Below are 23,106 nucleotides of genomic sequence, written 5' to 3'. Positions count from 1 at the left end.
GAGCGTGCGGATCATGAAGATTCTCCTGTGCTGGTGGGGATTGCCGAAGGGATGGGATGCGTGATGCGGTAGTCGCCGTCCGGCCCCAGCCCCTCGACGCGGGCAAGTTCGGCCAGCCGGCGCGCGGAACCGCGCCCGGAAAGGACGGCAACAAGGTCGATAGTCTCGGCGATCAGCGCGCGCGGGACGGTGACGACAGCCTCCTGGATGAGCTGTTCAAGGCGACGGAGCGCGCCGATGCCGGTGCCGGCGTGAATGGTGCCGATCCCGCCCGGATGGCCGGTGCCCCACGCTTTCAGAAGGTCGAGGGCTTCGGCACTGCGCACCTCGCCAATGGGAATACGGTCGGGGCGCAGGCGCAGCGAGGACCGGACCAGATCGGAAAGCGTCGCCACGCCGTCTTTCGTCCGCATGGCGACAAGGTTGGGCGCGGCGCATTGCAGCTCGCGCGTATCTTCGATGATGACGACGCGATCCTGCGTCTTCGCCACCTCGGCGAGCAGCGCGTTGGTCAGCGTGGTCTTGCCGGTGGAAGTGCCGCCGGCCACCAAGATATTGGCGCGGGCTGCGACGGCTTCGCGCAGCGTTTCCGCCTGATCGGCGGACATGATGCTGGCGGCCACATAGTCGTCGAGCGTGAACACCGCGACGGCGGGTTTGCGGATGGCGAAGGCCGGCGCGGCGACGACTGGCGGAAGAAGCCCCTCGAATCTTTCGCCCGACTCCGGCAGTTCGGCCGAGATGCGCGGGCTGCGCGGATGAACCTCCGCGCCGACATGATGGGCGACCAGGCGCACGATGCGTTCGCCATCGGCGGCGGACAGCCGTTCGCCCGTATCGGACAGCCCTTCGGACAGCCGGTCCACCCAAAGGCGGCCGTCCGGATTCAGCATCACCTCGACCACGGCCGGGTCTTCGAGCAGCCGGGCGATTGCGGGGCCGAGCGCGGTGCGCAACATGCGCGCGCCACGCTGGATCGCTTCCTGTCTGTGGTGGTTGCTAGTCATGTCGGCCCCGGCTTCTGGCGGGGCGCAACAGGCAATCCCCGGATCGGGGTCGATTAAGAAAGACCGAAATCGGGCCGGTTCAACAAGTATTTACGCGCGTGCGGGCATCGGCGGCGATCGGCGGCAAATAGGATGGGTGGGGCAGCCTATGTTGAGCGGGTCAAGCCGCATGAATATGAAGGCAGGTATGAAAAGGGAATCGATCTGAATGCACGGCAAGCCGAAAATATACATAACGGGAGCTTCCTGTTCCGGCGTCTCGACGCTCGGTGCGGCCCTGTCAAACCCGTTCGACATTCCACATATCGATGTCGATGACTTCTACTGGATGCCGACCGACCCGCCGTTCAGCGTCAAGCGCCCGCCCGAAGATCGCGTGAAACTGATTGCAGAACGGCAAGCTGCGTCCGATGGATGGGTATTGACCGGCTCCTTCATCGGATGGGGAGAGGCCCTGATCCGGGACGTTGGCCTGATTGTCTTTCTTTACACGCCCGCCGCCATCAGGTTGCAACGTCTCGACCTGCGCGAGGCGGCTCGCCACGGTGATCGCATCCTTCCCGGCGGTGACATGCACGACGCGCATGTTGCGTTTCGGACATGGGCGTCTGGCTATGATGATCCCAGCTTCACCGGGCGGAACCTCGCTCAACATGAACGCTGGCTTGGACAGCAAACGGCTCCGGTTCTCAGACTGCAAGGCGAGAAGCCGACAGACGAACTGGCAGATGCGGTAACGAGTGAGATTGCCCTCATTGGTGAGAGGGCGGGAAATTAACCTGCCCTCTCTGAGGTTTACGTGCTCAGCGTCAATCGCGCGTTCTCGAACGGCAAGCCCTCATCATCGTAAGGACGACGCGAGATTTCTCTGAAACCAAGGCTTGTATAGAAGCGGATGGCCTGTTCGTTCTGTGTATAAACCTCGAGTGTCAGTTCCCTTTTCCTTTCTAGCGCGAAGGCGATCAGCTGGCGTCCGACACCCTTTCCCTGTTGTCCGGGTGCAACGAAAATGCCGCCGACGAATTTGTCGAGGAGGCTGATGAAGCCGAGCGACTTGTTGCCTTGGCAGGCAACCCAGGTCTCGGAATTGGGCAAGTACTTGTCTTCGATCAGCAGCCGCTGTTCCAGCAGACGCTGCCTGCCGATGAAGGGATGCGCGATGAGGGAGGCGTCGAGCCATATGGCTGACAGCGTTCTTGTGTCCGATGCCAAATTGAATGGCCGGATAACAACGTCATTTTGTGTCATGATATTCCTGCAGAAAAGACATGCGAAAAGGATCGGCAAATCATCGTGCCGAAAGACACCGCTCGATGCGGCTCACTAGAAACCTCTGCGCATAAATCTCCTTCTGCTTCGATGGATCATATAGACCTTATGTACCGCGTTCAATGGTCTGCGGCTCTGCCGCTAAATCATAGGGCTCATCGCCCGGCATATCCCGCGACAGCTCTTTGAGGAACCTGTCGCCCGTCGCCAGACGCCGGCCGAGGGTTTGCATGAAGCCCTCGAACCGCTCTGCCGCTTTGGCACGGGCTGATTGTCTCGCTGCATCCGGTAAAGGCGGTGTAATCGTCATCCAGTAATGGATGAACTGCGCCACCGTCTCGCCGAGGACGGCGAGATCCAAGTCGAGCGTGTCGATCTGGCGGCCGAGCTTGTCCAAGCGGCGAGACATGGCGGCTTCAAGCTGGTCGTCGGCATCGCCGGATAGGTAGGACATGACCGCCGCCTCCACGATGGCGGATTTCGAGACATTGCGGCGCAGCGCCACCGAGCGGCGCAACGCCATCGCCTCGATCTGCGGAATGAGCGCGGGGTCGAAATAGATATTCAGGCGGGTGCGTGTGGTCATGGGCGTATCCTCAAAGGTCGATTCCGTCATCGGGGTTCATCGCCACCTGCCGCGCCACCATCCTCATGCGCTGGCGCATGGCGCGGGCCTTGGCCGCGTCAACGTCCGGCTCGTCGTCCAGAAACTCGAATTCCTGTTCGGGTGACGGCGGCGGGGCGACGATTTCCTCTTGGCTTGGCAATTCCGGCTCGCGGCGGATTCCGGCATTGGCCGGATCGCCCTCGGCCGCGTCTGCGGCGGCCGAGGCGGAACGGCTATCCGCTGCGACCACCCGGCCGGACCAATCATCGGCGGATGGGCTGGGCGCCAGCGGAGCGGCGGCCAGATCGGGCGGGGTCAGGATGCGTTCCTGAAACCGTGCATCCTCATAGTAGCGGGCCTTGGTGGCGCGGATCGGCGGCGTGCCCGCGACCATCACGATTTCATCGGTGGGCGGTAGCTGCATGATCTCGCCGGGCGTGAGCAGCGGCCGGGCCGTCTCCTGCCGCGAGACCATGAGATGCCCGAGCCACGGGGCCAATCTGTGCCCGGCATAGTTGGTGGAATCGCGCAGCTCGGTCGCGGTGCCGAGTGCGTCACTCACCCGCTTCGCGGTGCGCTCGTCGTTCGTGGCAAAGCTGACGCGGACGTGGCAGTTGTCGAGGATCGCGTTGTTCGGCCCATAGGCGCGCTCGATCTGGTTGAGGCTCTGCGCGATCAGGAAGCCTTTGATGCCGTAGCCCGCCATGAAGGCGAGCGCCGATTCAAAGAAATCGAGCCGGCCGAGCGCCGGAAACTCGTCCAGCATCAGCAGCAGCCGATGGCGTTCGCCGGAGGTAGTCAATTCTTCCGTCAACCGCCTGCCGATCTGATTGAGGATCAATCGAATGAGCGGCTTGGTGCGGTTTATGTCGGACGGCGGCACGACCAGATAGAGCGTGACGGGCTGGCGGCTGCCGACCAGATCGGCAATGCGCCAGTCGCATCGCTCCGTCACCCGCGCCACCACGGGATCGCGGTAGAGGCCGAGAAACGACATGGCGGTGCTCAACACGCCCGACCGTTCGTTCTCGGATTTGTTCAACAGTTCGCGGGCCGACGACGCGATGACGGGATGAACGCCTGCTTCGCCGAGATGCGGCGTATCCATCATGGCGCGCAAGGTCGCCTCGACCGGGCGGCGCGGGTCGGACAGGAAGTTGGCGACGCCCGCCAGCGTCTTGTCCTTCTCCGCATAGAGAACATGCAGGATCGCGCCGACCAGCAAGCTATGGCTGGTCTTTTCCCAATGGTTCCTTTTGTCCAAGCTGCCTTCGGGATCGACCAGAATATCTGCGATGTTCTGCACGTCGCGGACTTCCCATTCCCCTTGCCGGACCTCCAGCAGCGGGTTGTAGGCCGACGATCTGGCGTTGGTCGGATCGAACAGCAGCACGCGGCCATGCTTCGCGCGGAAGCCCGCTGTCAGCGTCCAGTTCTCGCCTTTTATGTCGTGAACGATGGCGGATGCCGGCCATGTCAGCAGCGTCGGCACCACCAGCCCGACACCTTTGCCGCTGCGCGTCGGAGCGAAGCATAGGACATGCTCGGGACCGTCATGGCGCAGATAGTTCCTGTCGTATCGGCCGAGCACAACGCCATCGGGGTCGAGCAGTCCGGCATTGCGGATTTCCCGATCCTCGGCCCATCGCGCCGATCCATATGTGGCGACATTGCGCGCTTCACGCGCCCGGATGATGGACATAAGGATGGCGGCGGCGATGGCGAGGGAGCCGCCCGATACGGCGATGATGCCGCCCTCGACGAAGATCGCGGGCGCATAGGCGTCGAACGAAAACCACCACCAGAAGAAGGCGGGCGGGTAATAGACCGGCAGGCCCGCCAACTCGAACCACGGCGCTCCAAGCTGCGCCTGAAAGCCGAGCCGCCACGCGGCCCATTGAGTAGCCGCCCACGTCATCGCCAGAACGATGGTGAAGACGACAGCGATTTGACCCCAAAGGATTCGGCTTCCACGCAATACAGGCTCCAGTCGACAAAAGAGACGGAGCCGATCAGAGAATAGGCAAAATCGCGACAGGCAACAGGAAAGAGGATGCGGGAGGGCTGCCGGATACTATCGGCGGCAAATAGGACGGATCGCCTTCACTGTTATAGTTCCGTCCGAGTGCCACCGCGCAACCGATTGGGCGAATCGCTGTCACGGTTCATCTTGCCTGCGAGGTCGAGCAGATTTTGCAGTGCGGCGCTGCGATTGAACGGCGACCAGACTGCGGTGAAGGCAACCGGCTCCGGCTCGTCGGCGAAGGGCAGGAAGACGATGCCGGTTGTCGGCAACAGCGCAGTGGCTGCCCCGACGATAGTGATGCCGAAGCCCTGTCCGACCATGGACAGCAGCGCGCCGCGCCCCACGTCGAAGCGCAGGATCGACGGCGCGGGCGAGCGTCCGGCATGGCGCAGGACGATATGACTATGGACCTGCGGGCCGGTGCCGCCATGCCGGACAAGGAACGTGTCGCCCGCCAGATCGGCCCAAGTAACGGCCGACCGCGCGGAGAGCGGATGCTGCTCCGGTAACACCGCCAAGAGCGGTTCGGTCCATATGCGCCGGGAATGGCAGTCGGGCAGTTCGGGCGTGCCTGCGACGAACACCACGTCCAGCGTGTCGGCACGAAGCTGCATGACCGCATCGCGGACCGTGCCTTCGGTGATTTCGACCTCGATGCCAGGATGGGCCTCCCGATACCGTCCGATCAGCTCGGAGAGGAAACTGCCCGGGATCAGAGCGTGGATGCCGATACGAAGCCGGCCGCACTCACCCACCGCCGTCATACCTGCGGTCTTCACCGCATGGTCGAGTTGATCGACGCCGACCGTCACTCGCTCGACGAAGTGGCGTCCGGCCTCGGTCAACCGGACACCGCGCGCATGACGCTCGAACAGGAGGATGCCAAGGTCTTCTTCCAGCGCCCTCACTCGGGCGCTGACGCTGGATTGCGCTACGCCGAGCGCTTTGGCGGCGTGGCGGAAGTTGAGATATTCGGCGACGGCAAGCGTTTGGATCAGGGACGCCAAGGGGATGCGCGAGCCGAGCGAGGTCGGCATCCCGAATTGACAATCGGTAGTAGATGCTGAACGTCGCCGCATGGATCGAAGGTTCCGCTTCTATGTTGGATTGAGGCGTCTGGTTGCTCTCGCAACGCACGAGCCCTGATGCCAACCATGAATTCTCAGTTCGCGTGTCGGAATTGAAAAAGCAAACGGTGACACTGTACTTCGGTCACGTATAGATCGCGTCCTTGTTGACAAGTGAGAGCAATTTAGGAAGCGAGCGTCGAGAACCTCACCGCGTAGCAGCAAGACTCGCTAAGCTTTGCTATTGAAGGATAGGCAGGTGCAGAATTTATTCCGTTCGCGTCAAAAACTCGCCAAGCTGGCCTAGCACGACATCCCAGTTCTGTTTGGATCTGTCGGCAAGCTCCTGTGACGGATTGTTGCCCTGCCGGATTAGGACGCGACACCCATTCCCTTCGGGCCGGACTTCAAATGCCAGGGTATTGTGGCCATCCGGCACAGCGTGTCCCGAGTCGGTTTCCCGCGCCACGGTCATCGCCAACAAGCGGGGTGGCTCCAGAGCTGTGATTGTCCCCCGATCGAAGAAAACCTTGCCTTCCCATTCGTAGCGATAGGAAATGGGTCCGCCGACGATACCGGAGCTTTCAACCTGCGCTCCGAACATATACTGGCGGACCTTTGCCGGGTCGATTAGGGCACTCCAAGCGGCCTCAGGTGATACCGGGAAAAATGACGAAGATTCAGTTTCATAAAGCGATTGCATCACTGGCTCCTGAGATTAGGGTGTGACTTTCAGCCTAGGTATAAAATCGAGCAGCGTATTGAATATTTCCGCAGATCAAAGCGTAGCTCTGTTCCCTACCGATGAGGGGATATTGCACCCCGCGTCCGACCGCCCTGCTTTGCGGATGGAACGTTTTGCGCCGCCATCGCCGTTGGTGCCGTTCCTAGATCATTTCTGGGTTGCTGAATGGTCCGTCCCGCCCGGCACGAAATTTCCGGTCGAGGTCTTAGCCATGCCCTGCGTCAATCTCGTGCTGACGAGCGCAACGGCCATGGTGGCGGGTGTAAAGACAGAGCGCCAATGCCACGAGCTTTTCGGTTCGGGTCGTATCGCGGGCCTGCGCTTTAAACCAGGAGGGTTCCACCCGTTCTATTCGCGGCCAGTGGCCAGCATCAGGAATCTGGAGTTTCCGTCCGAAATGTTGCATCCGTCGCTAACTACGGGCTGGGTGCAGTCGCTCATGTCCAGCGACGATTTCAGCACAATGGCAAATACGCTATTCGACACCATCACGCGTTTACCTACCCGCCGGGCGCCTAAGACCGTTCTGGTGGAGCAGATCCTCAAGAGATGCTGGCATCAACCCGAGCTTCCAATTGCAGCTATCGCGGAATCATCTGCGATGAGCGTTCGCACATTGGAGGCATTGTTCCATGATGCCGTTGGGGTAAGTCTTGTCTGGATCAGGCGACAGATTCGCGCCATCTCGGCAATGCGCGTGGATAGTGCCGATAGCGGATGGGCGGAAATCGCCCAGCAGCTCGGCTATAGCGATCAGGCACATTTGACAAATCAGTTCCGGCAGGTGGTCGGCGTGCCTCCAGGCACGTTCTTCCGAAAATACAAAAGCTGAGGTCACGCAGCGCAACACTGGCCTCGGAGTGGGTTGTAATGGGCAGCCCTTTGCTAGAGCTTCCAAACTACATCGAATTGATCATTCAAGCGATGCGAACTCCAGCTATTTGTTCTATATGGCGTGTCCGCGTGTTCGCCCCAACTGCCACGACACCGATCCGCCCTGCACGACGCCCATAATCTCGCGGCCGAGCTGGCGGTCGATGACCGGCCGCCACGGGACAAGGGTGAACTCGTGGGATTGCTCGACTACGGCGAACTTGCCGCTGGATAGCTGCACGGTGCTGGTGAACTTGCCGCTGACGTTTTCGCCGTCCATGGCGGCGCGGAACGGCAGCCCCTTGCTCTCGACCATCTCCGCGCCGACGCGGGCAACCTCCCGCTCGCGCAAGGTGGCGAGAAGGTTGCGCCGATAGAAGATGCGGCCGTTCCGCGCTCGGGTGGCGTCGCCCTGTTCGACATGATGCTCGCGGCGCTGGTCCATGGCCTCGCGCACCTGCTGGCCGAACCCGGTCGGGGCAAGGTCGGCCGTTTCGCCATGGATCAATCGCCGGTCCAGCCATGTCGCGCCGTCCGATCCGATCTGCTTGCCAAGATCGACCGGGGAAAGGACGCGAACGCTGGCCTGCCGGTCGCGGCCTGCGTCATAGATGGCGGCGCGGCTGATCAGATCATCGGGGATGCGCCATTGGTCGGCGTCGATCCGCTCGACGATCCCGGCCCGGCGCAATGCCTCCAGCCGGCGGACATGGGCATCGACATAGCCCTCATAATCGCCGCCGGGAACGCGGCCCTCGAACTTCGCCTGCTCCAGATGGCGGCTCGGCCGATAGATTCCGTCCTCGGCGATGGCCGTGATGGTGCGGTCGGACGGCCGGGCCGTCGCCTCGGCCGGGCCGATCTCGATGATGCTGCCGATGCGGGCATCCTCCAACCGCTCGGGCGCGATGCCGGCGATGTGGTGCGTCCGCCCGTCGATGCCGTCCACCACAATGGTCAGGTTCTCGCCCAGCTCGTCGGACAGATGCTTGTCCACGACGCGGCCGACGATGGGCGTCTCGGGCGCTCCGTCATGGATTTGGAAACTCATGGGATCGCGTTCGCCGCCCTGCGGGCCGAGCGCCTTCTGCATGGTGCGGATAATGTCGCCGCGCTCGCCCAACTCGCGCAGGGCCGGTTCCATGTCCTTGCTCAATTCCCAAACGCCGGGCGCGTGCTCGGTCGCCAGCCCCATCTTCTCCAGCTTGCCAAGCCTGCGCAGGCGCAGCGTCCGCTCGAACTGCCGCCTCGGCTCTGCCGGTTCATGGCGCAGGTCGAGGAAACGGGCATCGGCTTCCTCGGTCATGGCGCGGTCGATCCGAGTGAAACGGTCCTGGTCGATTTCGGCCGACAGCTTGCGGGTCTGCTCGATCTCGGTCACGGGGCCGAGTTCCAGACTGGCAAGCTCGCTGGCGCGTTCGCGCAGGCCCGCGGAAAGGTAGTCGCCGTTGATGACCAGATCCCCGCCGGCATCGTCGCGGCCGTTGACGATCACATGCACATGGGGATGGCCGGTGTTGTAGTGATTGACGGCGACCCAATCGAGTTTCGTGCCGAGGTCCGCTTCCACCTGTTTCATGAAATCGCGGGTGTAGGCCGTGAGGTCCGACAGCTCCGCGCCGTCCTCGGGCGAGACGATGAATCTGAATTGGTGGCGGTCGTCCTTGCCGCGATCAAGGAAGGCGTCGCCATCGGCGCGGTTCTCGGTTGCCGAATAGAGCCGGCCGCGCTCGCCGTCGCGTGACGTGCCGTCGCGCTGGACATAGCGCAGATGCGCGCGGGCGCGGCCGCCCTTCCACGCGGCCCGAACGCTGCGCTGCTTGACGATTACGCGGCGGCTGCCGGACTGGCGATGATGCCATTGACCGGAGATGTTGCGGGCGCGGACGAAGCTCGCGCCCCGGCCGCGCTTCACGCCCTTGCCGCTGGCGACCATGGCGCGGGACCGCCCCTGCGATGACGGGCGGCCGGGTGACGGCATGGAAGGATCGCGGGCGGCCGCTGCCTGATACTGGCGGGTGATCTTCCTGACCTGCGTGAAAAAGCTCTTGGGTCTCCCGGCCTTCGGCACGTCGGATTGGATACGTCCGGGCTTCGCACGGAAGCGGTTTTCGTCGTCGGCGCTCATGGGCGCGACTCCAGCAAAAACCGCCGAAAACAGGCCGATATGGGCCTATGGTGCCGCTCGAAACCCTGCAAAGCCAAGGCTTTGCGCGAAATCGCGGTACGCGGCCCCTCAAAACCATGGTGCCGGAACCGGGCACCTAACCAGTGTGCAGACAACAATAATTTCCAGAAGCGGCCCGATATGGTGCCGTCTTCTTTAATCTTGCCCTCCGCCCTTTCTGCCTTCTCTGCCCCTCCTGCCGGGAATCCAGCCGGGCAAAAACCTGCCTGACTGGACACCGGAATGAGCGCCGCCGAGCGCGGGAACGCCGCCCTCATGGCGTTCCCGCGCTCGCGTCGGCGACGAAAATGCTGTCGCCCTGTGACTCCGACTCCACGGGATCGCGCGCCGGAACGGTCGCGCGGCCGTCGCCGGATCGCGCGTCGGACGGCGGCGCGGCGACAGCCCGCACGTCGCCTGCACGCATGACGAACAGCGGTGCCTCGCGCCAATCGGGCGGCGGTGGCGGTGCCGATGACGGCGGTTCGGTTGCAGCCGCGCCGCCGAGGATCGGCGCGAGCGCAGCGACATAGGCCCGCGTCTCAGCCGGCAGGGTGCGGCCGGTCGCAAGGTAATCGTCATAGCGACCGGGACCGGCATTGTAGGCCGCCAGCATCGCCGCGACATTGCCGTAGCGGTCGAACATTTCGCGCAGGTAGGCCGTGCCTGCGAGTATGTTGTCGCGTGGGTCGTAGGGATCGCGGCCGAGGCCGTAGCGGATGCGCAGGCCCGCCCATGTGTCGGGCATCACCTGCATCAATCCCATCGCCCCGGCCATTGAGACCGCGCGCACATCGCCCGCGCTCTCGGCGTGCTGCACCGCAACGATCCAATGCTCCGGTATGCTGAAACGCTGCGACGCCTCGGCGATGTGGGCCGCATAGGGATGAGCGGCGGCTGGGCGCCCGACGGGCGCGGATTGCGCGACCGCGACGCCCGATCCGGCGCAGACGAAAAGCGCTCCGGCCAGCAACAGGACGGCATAATGCCATGATGTGGCGCGCCTATCGCCGCTGCTGATTGCCTGGCCGATCTGTGCCATGGAAAATCTCCTGCGGTTGGTTCTCGGGGTGGTTTCAGTGCGTCGGCGCGCGCCACTCGTAGCGGCCGACGCCTTCCTCATCAGTCCAGAGCGGGACCGCTCGGCCGATGACGGAAGTTGCGGGGGTTAGTCCGAAATAACGGCCGTCGAGGCTGTCGCGGACTTCCCAATTCATGAGGAAAAGCTGGTCGTCGCCGATGACGCGGCAGCCCTGCCAGGCGGGGAGATCGCGGCCGAGGCTGTCACGGTCCAGCGCCTCGCCCATCTCGATCCCATCAACCGTGATCGTGGATCGCAAGCGGCAAACCCGCTGTCCCGGCAGGCCCAAGACGCGCTTCAACAGCGGGACGCAGCGCGCGATATAACCGCGCTCAACCATGAAGGCCGCGAGCGGTTCGGGCGGCATGACGGCGACCAGCTCGTGCACCTCGATCCGCTCGGCCGGCTCGACGGTGTAGAAGCCGATGGGTGCGCTGGCCGTCGCGTTCCAGATGAGTTTCACGGGCCAATTGACGGCGCTGGCGGCGGCGATGCCGATGGCGGCGAGCGCCGTCACCGTGAGGGTGCGGCGGCGCGTCATGGCTCGATTCTTCGGCGATGAAGCCACGCGGCATGTCGCTCGGGCGTGTAGGCGTGCGGCTCCAGATTGGCGGTCAAACGGTTGTGGACGTGCCGCCAATGCTCCGGTGCGGCGTCGGCCGGATCGAGGCCGAGCGATTCCACGGCGTCGATGGCGGCAAGACCGCGCTGCACCTTCGGCCAGCCATCGAGGCGCAACAGGATTTCGCCGCCGGGGCGGACGAACGGCAATGTCTGGAATGGCTCACCGCGCCCGATGGCCCGCACGATATCGATGCGGGAGACGACCGTGCCATGCTCGCCATTCGCCCATCGGACGAAGGCGAAGACGCTGCCCGGCGCAAACCCGACGACGCTGCGGCGGCGGTCGATGATCTGTTCGTAGCTCTTGCGCCCGAAGCGTATCCAGTGTTCGACCTTCTTCCGCTGAAACGTCAGTTCGACCAGCGTGATGAAGGGTGGTGCATCCGCAAGACCGCGTCCGCGCGCGCCGGGAAAGGTGCGCCGGGTCATTGTTCTTCTCCGGGAATGTCTAAGGATGTACAGGCGAGCACCGCGTCGAGTGCAGCTTCAGTGCGCAGAATGGCGCGCCCGATGGCTTCTGGGATTTGCGGAAGAACGGCGTCGCCGAACGCCTCGACGATCAGGCTGGCCGCAGCAGTCCCTTTGCGACTGCCGAGCGCAATGCGCGTGTCAGCCACCCAGGCGGAAAGCCCATCATCCAGCCGTAGGTGATGGGCAAGGCCGCCGTTCCAGTTAGCCCATGGTTCCGCAGCATCGCCGCCAGCGCCCGCGCTCCCGCCCATCTGTCCGGCGCACGATTGGTCATCGCGCCATCCATCACCGCATCCATCGTCGGCGAATTGCGCCGATCGTAGGCCGGGCTCCAGCCGTCCATGCGGCTGTCGCGTTTCGTGGGTGTCGGCAGGATTTCCGCCGCGTGGCGCAAGAGGTTCGGCGTGTCGATCTGCGCCTTCGTCCCGTTCTCCCGCTTGCCCGTCTCGATTTCCCGCGGACTCAACCTGCGCCCGCCATTCGGCTTCACCGGCGTCGGCAGCATACCCGCATGGCGGCTGGCATGGCCCTGCAACTGGCTGAGAACGTCGCCCCTGCCACCTCGATCCGCATCCGATTTCCTCGGAGTCGCCAGGATTGCCCGCAGCGGATATGTCGATCCCGCTCCGCCGCCTGCGGCGTCTTTCATTCCATCCGAGGCCATGGGTGTTGGCAAGCTGCTCGGGATCATAGCCGATGAGCCATGACCGCTTGCGTATATGGTTGGCGCCGACGTCCGCAGCACCCACCACGCACGGTTCTGTGGCGTAGCCGAGCGCTTCCAGCTCGCCGAGCACTCGGTCAGCGCCGCGAGTTCTGAGATTAGCGCTGTTCTCAAAAGCGAACCAGCGAGGGCGGCAATCTCCGACCAGGCGGACGGCTTCAAGGTAGAGGCCCGACCGTTCGCCCTCGATCCCCTTGCCTTTGGTGTTGGCGCTGGAGATGTCCTGGCAGGGCGGGCTGCCGACGATGATGTCGGGGAGTATTCCAAGGTCGGAAACAAGGCGAGCTGCCGTGAGTCCACGGATGTCGTCGTAGAGGCGGACATGAGGATTGTTCTCTGCGTAAAGGATGCGCCGCCATTTGACGATCTCGCAGGCAGCAACGGTGATGAAGCCGGCGCGATGGAGGCCAAGCGACCGGCCTCCGGCGGCTGCGCTGAACAGATCGAGCGCGCGCATCATGGCGCAGCTCGGCGGTTGGCACCAGCACCATGGCTCGGATGCGCGCGCGTCAAAGAAGAAGAGTTAGTTTTATTGTTAGAGTCTTCTATAGAGTGTCGGCGGCGATTTGCGCCTGATGTCCCGATGCTGCGTGCGCCCGATGTCCCGATTGCCTCCATAGGGTTATCCACAGTGCCTGTGGATAGTTTTGCAGGGAGAAAGCGCAGCAGTTCTCGCCCGTCCTGCCACTCGATCTGGAGACGATAACCGGGCAGAGATTGGCGGGCTGCAATCCGGCGCAGATCGAGCGCGAAGTCAGACGGCCGTGCGAGGCTGCCAGATTTATGGTGCAGGTGAGAAAACTCGAATACCCAGCCCTCGGGCTGATGTCCGGCATGCTTGCGGGCGACGCGATAGAGCCAGCGCTCGATGCCACCTTTCAGCCGGAAATATGCCGGGTCGATTGCCAGAACCAGCGAGCGATCGATGACGCTCTGATAGAGCCATTCGGGCAGGACGAACTCCATGCCCTCGACGCGGCCCCTGCGCGTCGTCATCTCTTCCCATTCGTTGATCCATGAGAATTGGCGGCGCCGCCAATGCGCGCCATTGCGGATGCTGGTCGCGATGACGGTCGATTGCAGCCGCGCGAGTGCGGCCTTCAGCAGAAGATAGTCGCGGTTTCCGGTGGACCGGCCGACCGCGCGCAGGAGCTGATAGGGCATGAAGCGAAAGAAGCGCGAGGTGGGAAAGCCGGCGTTCTCGGCCGCGACGATCTGGGACGCCGCCCAGATCAGCACATCGGCATCCCAGATGGTCGCCATGCCGTGCTCGGGCATGGCGAGCACCTGCACCTCCACATCGGCGGCCTTGTAGAGAATGGGCCTGGTGCGCGGGGATTTGGCCAGCGAGAAGAACGGTCGTTCCATCAGGTCGCGCTGATCGCGCGGCGCGGCGTCTCCGGTGGCTACGACGAATGGGTCGAGGTGGCTGCGCTCGCTGACAGCATCGCGCCTCGACGGTTTATGATCGTTGGTGCACAGCATTCAGAGTTCACCCCTCTCGGCAGGGGTGAGCGGACGCGCCGGAAAGACCGTACCGGCATTTTGGTCGCGCGTGGATTTCCGCGAGCCGACTGCGCTCCAGGCCTCCAGATCGTGCAGGGTGTAAAGGACGCGCCCGCCGATCTTCCGATAGACGGGCCCAGTTCCATAGGTCCGGTGTTTTTCGAGGGTGCGCAGCGAGATACCGAGGAAGCGTGCAGCTTCCTGGGTGCGAAGCAGGCGCGGCGGCAGGTCGGCTTTGCGGCCGTGGGTCATGGGATCGCCTCCGGTTGGTCAGACAGACAGGCCGTCGCGGGGACGGCGGACTGTGGCGAACCATGGCGAGGCACCGGCGGCGTGTAGCGTGCCGCATTTGCGACCACTCGCTGGCGGCACCCCCTCCAAGACGGGGCTGGCACGGAAAAAGACGTGAGATTTCAGAGGCGAGATGGCTGCCTCGTCGAATTGCCGAAGACAATCCTGCGCGGTTCAGCTATGAATGTAGATGGAGCAGACGCACTGCTCCGGGGGCGTCGAAACCCCTGACTAGCGGTTGGTGTCGGCCGTGACGACACCAAACTCCTTGACCCTATGGTCGGGGAGCCCATGGCGTATGTCCAGGGCTACCCGCCTAAAGGCCATGGGGCCGTCTAGTCACGGTTTCGAACTTCCCGATCACCAGGTCAAAGGGGCCAGTTGCGGGGGCGCACCGCAAGCAAGGCAATTCTTCGGATGGGGAGTGAAATGAAAACACCCACTGAACTCGATCCCGATGTCGATGACGTCGCGCCGACCGGCGATCAGATCACGCCGTATGACGAGCAGCATTTTGTGACCTACCTGCGGCTACTCGATGCCAAGGCCGAAGATGCAGACTGGAAGGAAGTGGCGCAGATCGTTCTGCACCGAGATCCGATTGGCGAAGAATTGCGAACCTACCGCTGCTGGCAAAGCCACCTGGCACGCGCGCAATGGCTTTCGCGTGAAGGCTATAAACGGATTCTGGAGCAGGCCGCTGCAAACAAGGCGTGATGCTGAGATCCCAGTGTCAGGACTTGCCCGGCTTGACCGGGTAGTGAAGCAGCAGACGATAGCCTCCCCGCATCATCCTGATGCCATGCTTGACCAGACGGCGCGCCTTGTTCTTGCGCGGGTCGTTCTCAAAATCTTCTTTCGTCCCCTGAAAGCCGAGCAGGACTTCGGCAATGGCGCGATAGCTCTCACCGCGCAGTTTCGCGTCCAGCGCGCGCAAGGACAGGATGTGCCATTCGCGCAATTGATCTGGGAGCGTGCCGATGGCCGGGCCTGGCGGGCGGCGTGTCAGGGAGCGCCACAGTCGTCTTGCCGCGTGGATACGCAATTCCAGAAAGCTGTCCAGCGGCAAAGTCACCGCGTAGCTGGCTGCTGTGTCCGGTGTGCCATCCGGCAACCAGAATTGGTGCGCTATTCCGTCTAGACGCCATATGCCGTGCCAGCCGTCAGTCGCTCGGCGAAGCTCCAGACCATCAAGATGCGCCAGCGTGAACAAGGAGCTGCCGTGAGCTCCATCGGCCTCGACCTCTGATAACCTCACTGCTTGTGGCTGGAGTTTTGGCGACCATATTATGGTCTGCTGTTCATGCGGCTCGTCGGGATTGCTGGGGAAATCGCACACCCCAACGCTCGACGAACGCCTCCAGATGTCCGGAAGCCGACTGCTTACTCGCCGCCAGAGCCCTGTATTCCTGGCGGTATTCGTTGTTGCGGCGAAGGTATTCCCAGGCGAAACCGGCGGCCGGCAGATTCCTAGTGTGCCTGTAAGCCGCCGGAGTACGCCAATCGATGCTGAGCATGGCGCTTCCTCCCTATGTCGGGCGCGCAAGCGCTGCCCGCATAAAGATCATTCGGTACGTCCGGCCACAGGGGTAGCCCTCGTTGAGAGATAACTGGTCCGCGTAACCCGATCAGTGCCCCAATGCGTTCCGACAATGCTTGCATTGTCCTGCGAGCCGGGCCCCGCCCGGCGAGCGTGTTTTTCCAACGCGATGCCGAATGGACGCGCGAAAGCCGCCGTCCCGGCTGGGACGGCGGCGGCGACTTGCGGCCATACAATTTTTTTATGGGCGAAGCGAGCGCCAGGCGTCTTGAGTTCCTGCACGGCGGTATGACAGGCGGCGGCAATGGAACGGATGCCATAGGTAATTCAGCGGCTCGAAACCGTTCCACCAATCGGCATCGATGTCACCGCAACGGCCCTCGAACAGCACTTCTCCGCTTGCGAGGTGAAGCCTGAAATCCATCGGAAGGGCTGCGGCCTGTTTCGGTTCTCCGCGTGCCGGAATGCCATTCGCGTCCTCGCCCAAGCCTATGCAGCCGCCATGGTGATCAACCGTAACAATCCGGCGCATTGTGAGGTCCTTTTCGTAAAATGGTGGCATGATGGCGCCCGCCCCATCGACGAGCGCCGGTGCAAAGGGGCTATGCGGCCACCCGGTGGTGTTGCAGCTCCGCAAGGCGCTTTCTGGCGGTGTGATAGTGGGCGTTGTCCAATTCGATGCCGGTCCAGTTACGCCCAGTCTGCTGCGCGGCCGCCAGGGTCGAACCGCTGCCGCTGAACGGGTCCAGCACTAAATCGCCGGGCTTCGTGAACGCCTCGATAAGCGGCGTCAAGGCTTCGACGGGTTTCTGCGTCGGATGCAGCCGGTTGCCGGTATAAGGAAAGTCCAGCACGTCAGGGATAGGCTGGGCGGGCAAAGTCGGATTACCCTTTGCCAGCAAATAAGCCTGTTCGTGCTGATAGCGAAGGAAGCGCGTTGATGACGCATAACGCTTGCGGAAAACAAGATGCCCGACAACTCGGAAGCCTGCCGCCTTCCATGCGTCCATGAAAAGATCGACTTTGTTCCACCCATAAAAGCTGACGCAAAAGCCGCCGTCCTTCAAAACGCGGTGCATCTGAGTGAACGCCGGGCGAAGCCAGCGGCCGTTATCGTCGTTGGCAATAGTGCGGCCCTGCCGGTCGCGGAAGTTCGTCACATAGGGCGGGTCGGTCAGGATGAAATCCACCGATGCGCGGTCAAAGGACCGCATCACGTCGATGCAATCGCCATTGAAAATGACATTGCTGGGGGTGTTGGCTGTGTTGGTCATATCTCTAATCCTTCCGGTTTGGGTTCAGAGCCGCGAAGCGCGCGCTCCTGAACCCTTGCCCGTCGGCGAGACCGGGGGGTGAAAGGTGCAAGAGCGATCGGGATGGAGGGGGATCACCCGGCCTGCACGTAACGGAGGAACGAAGTGGAGGAAGGCCGGGGAAACCGTCCCGGTCGAGCGTCAGCGATCCCTTGCGCCGCGCTCGGGGGCGGCGTCCCCAAGCCTTTGAATAGAGTCGGCGGAAGCAACGGCGATGATTTAGTGACCGTATGCGGTCAAGCTTGGTGCGCCGCCGCTGATCTGATTATCCCGGCAGTCCCGATTTCACTTAAAATCCCGCGTTCTGACCCTGATGGCGTCGATATGCAGGTCGCGCACATACATATCGCGCGTTCTCGACACCTTGGGTGGCTGACCGCGGGGATCTGGCGAGGACGATCCGTGGTGGAATTCATCGCCACGACCATGCGGCAGCGGAAAGGCGGCGTCCCGCTGCCCGATGCTCGCCAGTTCCCGTGACAGATCGGTGATCCTATGCGCGACGAGATGCACAACCTCGCCCTCGCGCTGGATACGGCCCTTCACGGCGATCATGCCCGAGGACAGGATGATACGGCGGAACTTCTCAAACACCTTGGTCCAGACGACGAGATTGGCGATGCCGGTTTCATCTTCCACGGTTACGAACATCACCCCTTTGGCCGAGCCGGGACGCTGGCGAACGAGAACGATCCCGGCCGCTTCCAGCCATCGCCCATCGCGTGACCCCATGGCCTCGGCACAGGAGACGATCCGACGTCTCGCGAGATCAGCACGCAGGAAGGAAACCGGATGGCGGCGCAGCGACAGGCCGGTATGGCTGTAGTCCTCGACCACCTCGCGCCCGGCAGCCATGGCGCGCAAGCTGATCGCAGGCTCTTTGACCTCCGCAATGGTCGCGCCCGCCCGCGCTGAGGCGGCGGCGAAGAGCGGCAGTTCTTCATCGCGCAGGCCCTTGATGGCCCAAAGCGCCTCCCGACGGGCGAGGCCAAAGGCCGGACGAAAACCATCGGCTTCGGCGATTCTCGTCAATGCCGCGACCGGAACGCCGCAACGGCGCCAAAGGTCGTCAACCGATGTGAAGGGCTGATCGGCCCGTGCGGCGGCAATGGCGCCGGCATGGGCATTGGCCAGCCCCTTGACCATGCGCAGACCAAGGCGCACCGCGAAGCGAGTTTCGTCGCCGGCCGGCTCCAGCGTGCAGTCCCAGCGGGAGGCATTAACGCAGACCGGACGCACCTCGACGCCATGATCGCGCGCATCGCGAACAATCTGCGCCGGGGCATAGAAGCCCATGGGCTGAGAGTTCAAAAGCGCGGCGCAGAAGGCATCGGGGTGCCAGCATTTCAACCAAGCCGACGCATAGGCCACGAGTGCGAAGGATGCGGCATGGCTCTCGGGGAAACCGTAGGAGCCGAAGCCCTCCAACTGCCGGAAGGTGCGTTCGGCAAACTCTTGTTCATAGCCATTGGCCACCATGCCCTCGATCAGCTTGTCGCGGAACTTCGAGACCCCGCCGGTGAACTTGAAGGTCGCCATGCTCTTGCGCAGCAGGTCGGCTTCGCCGGGGGTGAAGCCCGCGCATTCGATGGCCACGCGCATGGCCTGTTCCTGAAACAAGGGCACGCCCAACGTTTTTCCCAGCACCTTCTCCAGCTCCGGCGTTGGGTAATGAACCTCTTCCAGCCCTTCGCGGCGGCGGAGATAGGGATGAACCATGTCACCCTGGATTGGTCCGGGCCGGACGATGGCGACTTGCACCACGAGGTCGTAATAGGTGCGTGGTTTCAGGCGAGGCAGCATCGACATCTGCGCGCGAGACTCGATCTGGAATGTGCCGAGCGTGTCCGCCTTGCGGATCATGGCATAGGTGCGTGGGTCTTCGGCCGGGATCGTCGCCAGATCGAGTTCGATCCCCTTGTGCTCCGCAATCAGGTCGAGCCCCTTGCGCATACAGGTCAGCATGCCGAGCGCCAGCACATCCACCTTCATGAAACACAGGGCGTCGATATCGTCCTTATCCCATTCGATGATCTGGCGATCCGCCATGGCGGCAGGTTCGATCGGCACAAGATCATCGAGCCGGTCGTGGGTCAGGACGAAACCGCCGGGATGCTGCGACAGATGGCGCGGCGCACCGCGGAGCTGGGCAGCCAGTTCCAGGGTCAGACGCAGGCGTCGATCTTCGGGGTTGAGGTTCAGCTCACGGATCTGCTGATCCGAGACGCCGGTTTCCGACCAGGCCCAGAGCTGGCCGGACAGGGACTGGATCAGATCCTCGGGCAGGCCCATGGCCTTGCCGACATCACGCAGCGCTCCCTTGGAGCGATAGCGGATGACGGTGGCGGTCAGCGCGGCATGCTCTCGGCCATAATGATTATAGACCCACTGGATGACCTCTTCGCGTCGCTCGTGCTCGAAATCCACGTCGATGTCGGGTGGCTCGCGACGTTCTTCGGAAACGAAGCGCTCGAACAGGAGATCGTTGCGGCCGGGATCAATGGCGGTGATGCCCAGAACATAACAGACGGCGGAGTTCGCCGCCGAGCCACGCCCCTGGCAGAGGATGCCCTTCGAACGCGCGAAGCGGACAATGCTGTTCACGGTCAGAAAATAGGGAGCATATTCGAGCTTGCCGATCAGGGTCAGCTCATGGCGCAGGGCCGCCGTCACCTCATCCGGAACGCCTTCGGGATATCGGGTTGCCGCGCCCTCCCAGGTCAGGCGCTCCAGCGTTTGCTGCGGGGTCAGGGTCGGATCGGCCCGTTCCTCGGGATATTGGTAGCGGAGTTCGTCAAGACTGAAGGTGCAGCGCCGCGCGATCTCCAGCGTTCGCGCCAAAGCCTCGGGCCAGCGGGCGAACAGGCGGTACATCTCGGCGGGCGGCTTGAGATAGCGGTCGGCATGGGGCTCCCGCCGAAGACCGAGGGCGTCTATTGTCGTGCTGTGGCGGATGGCCGTCACCACATCCTGCAACATGCGGCGACCGGGCTCGTGGAACAGCACGTCATTGGTCACGACGGTCGGCACCCGCGCCTGCTGCGCCAGTTGTGACAGTTCCCACAGCCGCATCTGGTCATTGGGGCGGCGTCGCAGTGTCAGCGCCAGATAGGCGCGGTCCCCGAACGCCTCGCGCAGGCGGCGCAGGCGCAGGGCACAGTCCTCATCGGCGAGGTCCGGTACCAGTACCGCGATCAGACCCTCGCCATAGGCGACGAGATCAGCCCATTCGAGATGGCATCCCCCTTTACCGGCCCGTCCCTTGCCGAGCGTCATCAGACGGCACAGCCGCGACCAGGCCGCGCGGTCGGTGGGATAGACCAGCACCGACATGCCGCAGGCCAGATCAAGGCGACAGCCGACGATCAGCCGGACTCCGGTGGCCTTCGCCGCCTCATGCGCACGGACGATCCCTGCGACGGAGTTGCGGTCCACGACAGCGAGTGCCTCGATCCCCATGAGGGCGGCGGTTGCGAACAACTCCTCGGCCGAGGAAGCACCGCGGAGGAAGGAGAATTGCGACGTCACCTGCAATTCGGCATAGCGCGGGCCATTGTTCGGAGCGTCCGTCATCCGAAGATTCCATGCAGGAACCAGCGATGCGAGCCGGTGGCAGCATCCTCGCCATCGCCGGCGCGGAAGATCCAGAAACGCTCGCCGGCGTCATCCTCGATGCGGAAATAATCGCGCACCGCAACCAGTTCGGCGTCGCGCTTCCACCATTCGCCGAACACCCGCTCGGGGCCGTCGGCCCGGCGCACCCGCCGACGCACACCGCGCCAGGAGAACCAGTTCGGCGGATGGTCGGGCAGAAGCGCCATGGTCTCGATTGGCTCTGGCCGCATCAAGAGCCGCGACGGACGCGGCCAGTGATCCGGCCAGCTTGCGCCTGTCTCCTCGGCCAAGGCCGGGATGCGGCGGACAGATCGTTCCGGCACATCGCTGGCGACGGGGGCAAAGCGATAGATCGCTCGCGCTCCGACCCGGTTGGCCAGCGTGTCGATCAGGCCCGAAAGATCAGATTCCGGCGTATCGATCAGCGAAGTGACCGCCTGCCGCGCCTCCAGAGGCTCGGTGATGGTGGCCGCAAGCGACATGATCTCAATGCCGAGGCCGGGATCGATGGTTTCGATCTTGTCGCAAAGCAGCCGGGTCAGCCGTTTCGGATCGCGAACCGGCCGGGCCAGCCCGATGCGGACCGTCTCGATGCGGTTGTCGATGCGATGGCACAGCAGATCGAGCCTGCGCGCGCCCAGGCCGCGTTCTTCCAGACTAGCGCAGAGGGAGACAACTAGCTTGCCGATATAGCGCGCGATGGTCTCGGCCGCACCGATCGGCTCGGCAAAACTGCGCCTCGCTTCGATCATGTCTTCGGGACGGACGGGCGTGATCGGCTCTGCGGCCAGCCCAAGCGCCTGGTCGAGCCTGCGTCCGAGTTCCGGACCGAACCTGCGGGTGAGCGGCGCGCGGGGCTGACCGATCAGATCACCTATGGAGTTGAAACCCAGATCGCGCAGCCCAGCCGGGATGGAAGGCGGCAGGCGAAGCGCCTCCAGCGGCAAAGGCGCCAACATGGCCTCTGCCTTTCCCGGCTCGGAGATCAGGATCGGATCGGCCCGGTATCGGGCGAGCGCATGGGCGGCGCCCCAAGTGTCGGCCATGGCGGCGCGGGCAGCAACACCCGAAAGGGTCAGCCGACCGATAAGCGCATCCAGCATGGCAGCCTCGCCGCCGTGTAAATGGTCGGCGCCGGTGGACTCAATGACGATGCCGTCCGGTAGATCGACAGCAACGATGGGGCTGAAGCGCTGCAATACCCAGAGGGCGAGACGCTCCAGGCCTTCCGCATCGGCCTTGGGGTCGGCGGGTTCGATGGCCAGCCCCGGCACCAGCGCCTGCGCCTTGGTGACAGGCATCCCGACCCGCAGTCCGAGCGTTTTTGCCGCCGCATCTGCCGCAGTGACGATGCGCCGGTTCCGGTCTCGCCCGACGAGGACCAGAGGCGCTTCAACCGGCAGCGCTGTGTCGCCAGTCTTCCGCCGCAGCCGGTCTGTCGGCCATGTCGGCAGGAAGACCGAGATGACCCGAGCCATCGCACGCCTCCAGTTCAATATCGAGGGATTCCCCCGCACGGGCGCGGATCAGCTCGATGAGCCAGCGCGCGCGTCCGACGCCCGGAACCGGCAAGGGTTGCGACGGAAGCACTGACACCCGCCACCGCGTCATCGCCGCCGTCGGCTGCCCAAAATCGCTAGCCTCGGCTTGCCGTCGCCAGCGCCGCAGGGCGATGCCTATGGTCCCGCTCTCCTTCGCGGCCAGATGCAGCCGCCGCGAAGCGGTCATAGGCAGGCGGGCGACATCGGCGACCACCGCGCCGAGTCCGCCATGCCGCAACCCTTCCTCCATGCAGGCAAGAACCGACTTGTCGTCCCCGGCCTCGACATGGATGACGCGATCAGGGGCGAGGCCAGCCTGTTCCAGTCCCGGCGCGAACAGATCCTGCTGCGCGACACACCACAGAACCTTGCCAGGTGTTCTAGCGGCTATCCCGGCCACGAAACAGGCGGCTGCCGCACCGTCGACAGCGCCATTCCCGCCGCCCGCCACCTCATGCAGGCAGCCAAGCGCCAGTCCGCCACCCGGCAACCTCCGATCCAGAACCGGCACGCCGAAGGGCAGAACCTCCCGCGTGCGCGCACCATCTCCCTCCAACTGCGTGATACGTTCACGCAGCGCCAGAATGGCTGGATTGAGGGGGCGCGTAGTCATGCGCGTTTGGTGCTCCGAGGGTTGTC

23 protein-coding genes and 1 pseudogene are annotated in these 23,106 nt (G+C 63.6%); 3 read left to right on the top strand and 21 right to left on the bottom strand.

The window, feature by feature from the left end; genetic code table 11:
* Positions 1-11: 11 nt before the first annotated feature.
* Positions 12-1,007, bottom strand: a complete 996-nt coding sequence (trbB, locus tag VNS12_RS07140) for a P-type conjugative transfer ATPase TrbB (protein WP_325487134.1) — start codon at positions 1,005-1,007, stop codon at positions 12-14.
* 208 nt (positions 1,008-1,215) lie between these two features.
* Between trbB and VNS12_RS07135 the strand changes: the two genes are divergently transcribed.
* Entirely contained in the window at positions 1,216-1,785 is a 570-nt protein-coding gene (locus VNS12_RS07135; RefSeq protein ID WP_254693014.1) for an ATP-binding protein, read from the top strand.
* 17 nt (positions 1,786-1,802) lie between these two features.
* Here VNS12_RS07135 and VNS12_RS07130 read toward each other — a convergent pair whose 3' ends face one another.
* The 5 genes from VNS12_RS07130 to VNS12_RS07110 form a co-directional block, all read right to left on the bottom strand.
* Positions 1,803-2,255 carry a GNAT family N-acetyltransferase gene (locus VNS12_RS07130; protein WP_254693015.1) on the bottom strand — a complete coding sequence of 151 codons (453 nt, stop codon included), beginning with the start codon at positions 2,253-2,255 and terminating at the stop codon, positions 1,803-1,805.
* Between the two features lie 127 nt (positions 2,256-2,382).
* A complete protein-coding gene (locus VNS12_RS07125) occupies positions 2,383-2,862 on the bottom strand; it encodes a CopG family transcriptional regulator (protein WP_254693016.1) in 480 nt (159 codons plus the stop codon).
* Between the two features lie 10 nt (positions 2,863-2,872).
* Positions 2,873-4,861 carry a conjugal transfer protein TraG gene (locus tag VNS12_RS07120; protein ID WP_325487133.1) on the bottom strand — a complete coding sequence of 663 codons (1,989 nt, stop codon included), beginning with the start codon at positions 4,859-4,861 and terminating at the stop codon, positions 2,873-2,875.
* Positions 4,862-4,992: 131 nt separating this feature from the next.
* Positions 4,993-5,946: a LysR family transcriptional regulator gene (locus VNS12_RS07115; protein WP_254693018.1), complete on the bottom strand. Its 954-nt coding sequence runs from the start codon at positions 5,944-5,946 to the stop codon at positions 4,993-4,995.
* Between the two features lie 298 nt (positions 5,947-6,244).
* On the bottom strand, positions 6,245-6,679 hold the full coding sequence (locus tag VNS12_RS07110; RefSeq protein ID WP_254693019.1) for an SRPBCC family protein: 435 nt from the start codon (positions 6,677-6,679) through the stop codon (positions 6,245-6,247).
* Positions 6,680-6,737: 58 nt separating this feature from the next.
* Between VNS12_RS07110 and VNS12_RS07105 the strand changes: the two genes are divergently transcribed.
* Positions 6,738-7,553, top strand: coding sequence for a helix-turn-helix domain-containing protein (locus tag VNS12_RS07105; protein ID WP_254693020.1), 816 nt, complete (start codon positions 6,738-6,740; stop codon positions 7,551-7,553).
* Between the two features lie 114 nt (positions 7,554-7,667).
* Here VNS12_RS07105 and VNS12_RS07100 read toward each other — a convergent pair whose 3' ends face one another.
* The 8 genes and pseudogenes from VNS12_RS07100 to VNS12_RS07070 all read right to left on the bottom strand — a co-directional run bounded on the left by VNS12_RS07100 (position 7,668) and on the right by VNS12_RS07070 (position 14,419).
* Complete coding sequence (locus tag VNS12_RS07100) at positions 7,668-8,900, bottom strand: DUF3363 domain-containing protein (RefSeq protein ID WP_437437287.1); 1,233 nt, start codon at positions 8,898-8,900, stop codon at positions 7,668-7,670.
* A 174-nt stretch (positions 8,901-9,074) separates the two neighbouring features.
* Positions 9,075-9,530 (bottom strand): annotated as a pseudogene (locus VNS12_RS15435) (relaxase/mobilization nuclease domain-containing protein); the annotation flags it as partial.
* 505 nt (positions 9,531-10,035) lie between these two features.
* Positions 10,036-10,803 (bottom strand): lytic transglycosylase domain-containing protein, encoded by a 768-nt coding sequence (locus VNS12_RS07095; RefSeq protein ID WP_254693021.1) that lies wholly within the window; start codon positions 10,801-10,803, stop codon positions 10,036-10,038.
* Positions 10,804-10,837: 34 nt separating this feature from the next.
* Entirely contained in the window at positions 10,838-11,383 is a 546-nt protein-coding gene (locus VNS12_RS07090; protein WP_254693022.1) for a S26 family signal peptidase, read from the bottom strand.
* Positions 11,380-11,895: a DUF2840 domain-containing protein gene (locus VNS12_RS07085; RefSeq protein ID WP_254693023.1), complete on the bottom strand. Its 516-nt coding sequence runs from the start codon at positions 11,893-11,895 to the stop codon at positions 11,380-11,382. The genes VNS12_RS07090 and VNS12_RS07085 overlap by 4 nt, the downstream gene beginning before the upstream one ends.
* Complete coding sequence (locus VNS12_RS07080) at positions 11,892-13,121, bottom strand: DNA cytosine methyltransferase (protein WP_325487132.1); 1,230 nt, start codon at positions 13,119-13,121, stop codon at positions 11,892-11,894. The genes VNS12_RS07085 and VNS12_RS07080 overlap by 4 nt, the downstream gene beginning before the upstream one ends.
* The gene (locus VNS12_RS07075) at positions 13,118-14,146 is read right to left on the bottom strand and encodes a replication initiator protein A (protein ID WP_325487131.1); all 1,029 of its coding nucleotides are present in this window, start codon (positions 14,144-14,146) and stop codon (positions 13,118-13,120) included. Before VNS12_RS07075 ends, VNS12_RS07080 begins: the two co-directional genes overlap by 4 nt.
* Positions 14,147-14,419 carry a helix-turn-helix transcriptional regulator gene (locus VNS12_RS07070; RefSeq protein WP_254691266.1) on the bottom strand — a complete coding sequence of 91 codons (273 nt, stop codon included), beginning with the start codon at positions 14,417-14,419 and terminating at the stop codon, positions 14,147-14,149.
* Positions 14,420-14,887: 468 nt separating this feature from the next.
* On the opposite strand from VNS12_RS07070, the gene VNS12_RS07065 reads away from it, so the two are divergent.
* Positions 14,888-15,175, top strand: coding sequence for a DUF2285 domain-containing protein (locus VNS12_RS07065; RefSeq protein ID WP_325487130.1), 288 nt, complete (start codon positions 14,888-14,890; stop codon positions 15,173-15,175).
* Positions 15,176-15,191: 16 nt separating this feature from the next.
* Here VNS12_RS07065 and VNS12_RS07060 read toward each other — a convergent pair whose 3' ends face one another.
* From VNS12_RS07060 to VNS12_RS07030, 7 genes are all read right to left on the bottom strand, one after another.
* On the bottom strand, positions 15,192-15,671 hold the full coding sequence (locus tag VNS12_RS07060; RefSeq protein ID WP_254691264.1) for a DUF2285 domain-containing protein: 480 nt from the start codon (positions 15,669-15,671) through the stop codon (positions 15,192-15,194).
* Between the two features lie 88 nt (positions 15,672-15,759).
* Positions 15,760-15,975 (bottom strand): transcriptional regulator domain-containing protein, encoded by a 216-nt coding sequence (locus tag VNS12_RS07055; RefSeq protein ID WP_254691263.1) that lies wholly within the window; start codon positions 15,973-15,975, stop codon positions 15,760-15,762.
* Between the two features lie 264 nt (positions 15,976-16,239).
* Complete coding sequence (locus tag VNS12_RS07050; protein ID WP_254691262.1) at positions 16,240-16,530, bottom strand: hypothetical protein; 291 nt, start codon at positions 16,528-16,530, stop codon at positions 16,240-16,242.
* Between the two features lie 70 nt (positions 16,531-16,600).
* A complete protein-coding gene (locus VNS12_RS07045; protein WP_254691261.1) occupies positions 16,601-17,272 on the bottom strand; it encodes a DNA methyltransferase in 672 nt (223 codons plus the stop codon).
* A 324-nt stretch (positions 17,273-17,596) separates the two neighbouring features.
* A complete protein-coding gene (locus tag VNS12_RS07040; protein WP_254691260.1) occupies positions 17,597-20,884 on the bottom strand; it encodes an error-prone DNA polymerase in 3,288 nt (1,095 codons plus the stop codon).
* Positions 20,881-22,404, bottom strand: coding sequence for a Y-family DNA polymerase (locus VNS12_RS07035; protein WP_254691259.1), 1,524 nt, complete (start codon positions 22,402-22,404; stop codon positions 20,881-20,883). Before VNS12_RS07035 ends, VNS12_RS07040 begins: the two co-directional genes overlap by 4 nt.
* On the bottom strand, positions 22,319-23,080 hold the full coding sequence (locus VNS12_RS07030) for an ImuA family protein (RefSeq protein ID WP_254691258.1): 762 nt from the start codon (positions 23,078-23,080) through the stop codon (positions 22,319-22,321). Before VNS12_RS07030 ends, VNS12_RS07035 begins: the two co-directional genes overlap by 86 nt.
* Between the last annotated feature and the right edge of the window lie 26 nt (positions 23,081-23,106).

This window comes from Pelagibacterium sp., from assembly GCF_035555455.1.
In the GTDB taxonomy this organism is placed as follows: domain Bacteria; phylum Pseudomonadota; class Alphaproteobacteria; order Rhizobiales; family Devosiaceae; genus Pelagibacterium.
Note: the sequence above shows the minus strand (reverse complement) of the source record. Positions and strands in the feature narration are given on the sequence as shown.